This window comes from Prosthecobacter sp. (assembly GCF_029946185.1).
In the GTDB taxonomy this organism is placed as follows: domain Bacteria; phylum Verrucomicrobiota; class Verrucomicrobiia; order Verrucomicrobiales; family Verrucomicrobiaceae; genus Prosthecobacter.
The window spans coordinates 1-5,492 of record NZ_JAQSEA010000075.1; the positions used below are offsets into that span (position 1 = coordinate 1).

The window sequence follows — 5,492 nt, forward strand, 5'->3', positions numbered from 1 at the left end:
AGCCCCGCGAGGTTTTCCGCGAACTGCTGAAGGAAAAGCAGATTGAGGGAGATGAACTCACTGCGGTGTTTGATGAACTGCTGGCGATGAGAGAACAAAAAATCACTGCCTGATCCATGCGCCTTCTTGCCGTCCGACTTCAGAATCTCAACTCGCTCAGCGGAACGCATGAGGTGCGGTTTGATGAGGTGCCGCTGAGCGCGGCGGGGGTGTTTTTGATCACGGGGCCGACGGGCGCGGGGAAATCGACTTTGCTGGATGCGATGACGCTGGCGCTGTATGGCCGCGCGGCACGGTATGGCAATGACCGGGCGGATGAGATGATGAGCCGGCACACGGCGGAATGTCTTGCCGAGGTAGATTTTGAAACGGGCGGCGAGACGCTGCGCGCCATCTGGCGGCTGCGGCGCGCGCGTGGCAAGGCGGATGGGAAATTGCAGCCGGTGGAGCGTCGCCTGGCCAATGCCATCACCGGAGTTATCCTCGCCGAAAAGGCCGGGGAGATGGATCGCATCATCGAGGAAAAGACCGGTCTCGATGCCCAGCGATTTTTGCGCTCTGTGCTGCTGGCGCAGGGGCAATTCGCGGCCTTCTTGAAGGCGAAGCCGAACGAGCGGGCGGAGCTGCTTGAAAAGATCACGGGCACTGAGATCTACAGCGATCTGTCGGTGCTGGCCTTTGAGACGCACAAGGCAAAGGACGAAGCCGCCCGCACGCTGAAGGAGCGCCTCGGTGCGGTGACGGTACTGGATGCCGAAGAACGTGCGAATCTCGAAGTCAATCTGGCCGAGGCCCAAACGACTGCCGAACGCCTCCATACTGAAAGCCAGGCCGCGACACAACAACTGCGCGATCAGCGTGAGCATGCAATCATCGTGACGGAGATCGGGAAGCTTACGGCATCGCATCAAGCGTTGGAGCAATCGCAGGTGGACCTGACTGCAGAGACTACCAAAACCAAAGCAGCGGCTGAAGAGTCGAAGCAGCAGCGGACAAAGCGCGAACCGGTGTGGGAACAAGCGGCGGGCCTGGCAGCGCAGAACGAGCAGTTTGAAAAGCAGCTCGGCGAAAGCCGCGCAATGTATCAAACGTGGGCAAAGGAACAGAAAGAGGCTGCTGCGCGACGCGAAGCTGCTGAAAAGGCGCTCACCACGCATGCCGATGCCACGCAGGCACTCGAAGCGTGGCTGCAGCAAAACTTGAGCGATGCAGACCTCGGCGAGAGCTTGCCGAAGCTGCGCGTGGCTGTGCGTGAATGGCGTGGCGCATTTGAAAATATCACCGAAGGCCGGAAGCGTCATGCCGAGGCGCTGGCACTCAATCAGCACCTTGCCAAAGCGGAGTCTGCGGCGGCGGCTTTGACGAAGCAAGGCACTGAGGGAACCGCCAAAGCGAAGAGGGATCGTGCGGAGCTGGAACGGCTCACGAAAACCCTCGAAGCTCAGCGTGTGGTGGCGCGGCATGCCGAAAAGGTGGCGGGCTTTGACGAGCATCGGCATGATTTGAAACCGGGCGAGGCCTGCCCGCTCTGCGGAGCGCTGGAGCATCCGTTTGCGCTCACGGAAACGAATTTTGAATCGCAGCTTCAAGCCGCGCGCAAGCTTCTCAACGGCCTCGAACAGCAGCGGGAAAAAGCGAATCGCGATCTCACGATTCTGGAGCGTGGGCTGGCGAAGAACGAGGCGGAGGTGACAGCGGAGCAGAAGCGCATCACGGAGATCAAGAAGCGCGTCGGTGAACTGGAGGCTCCGACGGATGGCGTGCTGGAGCAGTGGAGCACTGAAGAGATTCAGAAGCGTAGCGCGGTGCAAAGCTGTCTCGTGGCCGCCCCCCTGAACGACCTATCTCTGCCTCAAGACGCAGAGCGTGAAATCGGCGCGCTGGAGCAACGTGCAGCGATGTTTGCGAAGAAGCGTGACGAGGCAGCTCAAAAACGCAGCGAACGGCAGAAGATCGAAAGCGAGATCCAGCTCACACAGCAGGAGCAGGCGACGAAGACGATGCGACTCGATGAATTGAAGGCTGAAGGTGTGACGCTGCGGACGAAGGCGGATGCCTTGAAGGCGCAGTTGAGCGACCTGCTCGGCGGCAAAACTCTTGGTGAAGATCGTCAGCAGCATGAAGGCCGCTTTGCGGTGGCGGAAAAATCATGGCGTGACGCGGAGGCGAAGCTGAACACGCTGCACACGCAGATCGCGGCGATGATGGCGAAGCTGGAACAGCTTGAAATACGCAGGCAGCCGTTTGCGGGAAAAAGTGTGCTCGATGATGCGGCACTGAGCGAGGTGGAGGCAAACGCCAAGCGATTGAGTGATGCCTTTGCGATCAAGCGCACGGAACTCGGCTCGCTGGAACAGCAGATCCGCAGTGATGACGAGGCGATCAAGCGTCGCGCGTCAGGGGGCGCTGAGTTGCAGGCGGCGGAAGCCGAGGCGCTGCGCTGGGGGCGGCTGAAAGAACTGATCGGCTCCGCTGATGGCGCGAAGTTCTCGCGCTTCGCGCAGTCACTCACGCTGCGCCAGCTCATTGGTCTGGCGAACGAGCATTTGAAAACATTGGCGGAGCGTTACCGCCTCATGGCTGCGGAGGGTGATGAGCTCGACCTGCGCATCGTGGATCTGTATCAGGCCAATGTGGACCGACCGATGGAGAGCCTGTCGGGTGGCGAGAGTTTCCTGGCGAGTCTCGCCCTGGCACTGGGCTTGAGCGAGCTGGCAAGCCGGCATCACCCGATTGATTCGCTCTTCATTGATGAAGGGTTTGGTACGCTGGATTCTGAGACGCTGGAGGTGGCGCTGAGTGCGCTGGAAAATCTGCGTTCGCGGGGGAAGACGATTGGTTTGATCTCACACGTCGATCTGCTCAAGGACCGGCTCAGCACGCAGGTGCGCGTGGTTCGCGGGGCGGGCGGCACGAGCCAGATCGAGGTGGTGTCGTGATCACTTTTTCTCGAAGACGACCTTGCCGCCGAGCCAAGTCTTGAGCACCTGGGTTTTCACGAGATCGTCGATGGGGCAGGTCAGCGGATCGCGATCAACGAGGATGATGTCGGCGAGCTTGCCGGGCTCGAGGCTGCCGGTGTTTTTCTCGGCCTTGAGGAGAAAGGCATTGTTGCTGGTGTAGAGGCGGAGGGCTTCTTCGCGGGTGAGTGCATTCTCGACGTGGATGGGCTGATCCAGCTTGCGGGCTTTGCGGGTGATGGCAGTCCACATGCCAAGCCAGGGATTGTAGGGATTGATGCTGCGGAAGGAGCCGACTTTCTGCATGTGATCGCTGCCGCCGCCGACGATGACGTGCTGATCAAAGCAAGCGCGCAGGGGTTGAAAACGTGACATACGCTCTTCGCCGAAATGGCCCATAAGCGTGCGACCGTCCATGTGGAGCCAGATGGGCTGGAGGTCGATGCATACGCCGAGCTTCGCAGCCTTGGCGATGGAGTCGGGATGCATGAAGTTGCAGTGCGTGACGCTGCTGCGTGCGGCGCGGACACTTCCTGCGTTCTGGGCATCCACCGCTTCGTAGGTGTCGATGAGCAACTGCACGGCGGCATCGCCGACACTGTGCGCGGTGAATTGGAGGCCTGCGGTGGTGACTTTTTCGACGAGCTGTTTGAGCCGTTCAGGCGTGATTTTTTGCACACCGCGATATTGAGGATCACTGATGCCGTAGGCTTCGCTGATGCCCCAGGGCTCAATCATCCATGCGCTGCCGGTGAGCATGCCGCCATCGAGGTAAACTTTGGTGCCGATGATTTGCAGCATGGGGTCTTCCTTGGTGAGCGGGTGCTGGATCACTTCATCGATGGCTTTTGCGCAGGCAGGCCAGAGGCTCATGCTGGAAATGCCAGGGGAGGGTCGCATGCGCACGGTGAGTTCACCCTGGGTGAGCATCTTCTGATACAACTCGATCTGTTTGAGACTGGAGTCACGGTCCGCAACGGTGGTGAGACCCACAGAGTTGTAGTCTTTGAACAATTCGACCGTGCGTCGATAGACATCTTCCGCCGTGGGTTTTTTAGCGGACGTTGGAGCCTTCACATTATGACTGAGGCTGCGCAGCAGGCCCGTCGGCTCGCCACTGGCATCCACCTCCATCACGCCGGCGCTGCCTTCTTTCACTTTATAGTCGCGGCTGTAACCGCCGAGCTTGAGCGCGAGGCTGTTGAGCATCGAATCTGGTCCGGTGGAGAACACGACGGGGTTGGTGGGCGCAATGCGGTCGAGTTCTGCACGAGTGGGGTAGCGCTTTTCTTCAAGCCGCGTGATGAAGATCTGACGGACGCTGATCAACTCGCCGGGTTGGGAAACCTTCACGCGGCCACTGAGGTAGGCGAGCACATCCGCGATGGTTTCCATGGTGGGAATCTCGTGATCAAACTCCGTCATCGCAGCGCCGGGATGCACGTGGGAATCCATGAGGCCGGGGAGCACGGATTTACCAGAGAGATCCACCACCGCGCTGGCTGCGTCCTTTAGTGCGAGGATTTCGTCATTGCTGCCGACGGCGGCGATGCGCCCGTCCGCATTGATGGCGATGGCTTCGGCGATGCGGAATTTTTTATCGACAGTGATGACTCTGCCGTGATGGAGGATCAGTGAGGGCGCGGCGTGCAGGGAGACAGATGTCAGGAATGCGAAGAGAGAGGCGAGTTTCATCGGCATACCAACGTAACGAAAAGCCAGTTTGTTCTTCTCTGAACGGTGGGCCCGTGCTTGGTTGCCTGCACACCATGGCCATATCCAATATCGAAAACAAAGAAGCCCAGATCTGGGTTTATGACGAAAACAGCCGGTGTCTAAGCAGCATGCCCAACAGCCGCGTTGAACTGGCTGGCTTCACCTCGGATTTTTTTGTGACTGTGGAAGGCGGCTGGATACGCACCTATGATCAGGACTGTGAACGCCTTGGCAGCCTGAGCGCCATTGGTATTGCCGTTCGCAGTGTCTCCGGCGGCAATTTCACGATTTCTGAAGCAGGCGATGTCAGGACTTATGACCGCCGCTGCAAGGAAATCCGCCAGCGTAGAGCCTGAGATTTACACCCACATGGCCTGCAAGCGTTTCACGCTCACGGGCTGGGCGGTGCCGAGTTCCTGGGCGAAGATTTGCACGCGGTATTCCTCCATCATCCAGCGGAAGGTTTCGTGCTGGGATTTGGGGGCGTGGGTCTGCCAGCCGTCGAAGTCGGCGATGAGATTGTATTTATCGATGTCTTTGGCGGGGCTGGCGATGCAGCGCTCGTTGCGTATCTGGATGGCCTTCAAATAGCGCGGGAGATGCTGAAGCTGCTCGTGGGGCGTTGAGGCGAGGAGATCGGCGGGAATGAGGCGGGCGAGATCCTGTTCGAGGCCGGGGTAGCGTTTGGGCTGCGCGAGGAGCTTGACGCGTAGGTCGTGGATCTGGGTGAAGAGCGTTTTTACGCGATGGGTGACGGCGGGGAGATCGCGGCGGACGGTTTCGCAGAGCTTGAAAAACCGTTTCTCCGTGAGCGGA

General features: G+C 59.5%; 4 protein-coding genes. 2 read left to right on the plus strand and 2 right to left on the minus strand.

Annotation, left to right across the window (positions count from 1 at the left end; translation table 11 throughout):
• The first annotated feature begins 116 nt into the window (after nucleotides 1-116).
• A complete protein-coding gene (locus PSV43_RS05755) occupies nucleotides 117-2,939 on the plus strand; it encodes an AAA family ATPase (RefSeq protein ID WP_300194583.1) in 2,823 nt (940 codons plus the stop codon).
• Here PSV43_RS05755 and PSV43_RS05760 read toward each other — a convergent pair whose 3' ends face one another.
• Nucleotides 2,940-4,655, minus strand: a complete 1,716-nt coding sequence (locus tag PSV43_RS05760; protein ID WP_300194584.1) for an amidohydrolase — start codon at nucleotides 4,653-4,655, stop codon at nucleotides 2,940-2,942. It abuts the gene before it with no gap.
• A gap of 74 nt (nucleotides 4,656-4,729) precedes the next feature.
• Between PSV43_RS05760 and PSV43_RS05765 the strand changes: the two genes are divergently transcribed.
• The gene (locus tag PSV43_RS05765; protein ID WP_300194585.1) at nucleotides 4,730-5,032 is read left to right on the plus strand and encodes a hypothetical protein; all 303 of its coding nucleotides are present in this window, start codon (nucleotides 4,730-4,732) and stop codon (nucleotides 5,030-5,032) included.
• 3 nt (nucleotides 5,033-5,035) lie between these two features.
• On the opposite strand, the gene PSV43_RS05770 is transcribed toward PSV43_RS05765, so the two are convergent.
• Nucleotides 5,036-5,492 (minus strand): DUF3418 domain-containing protein (locus PSV43_RS05770; protein WP_300194586.1); only part of this gene is annotated, 457 nt, incomplete at its 5' end.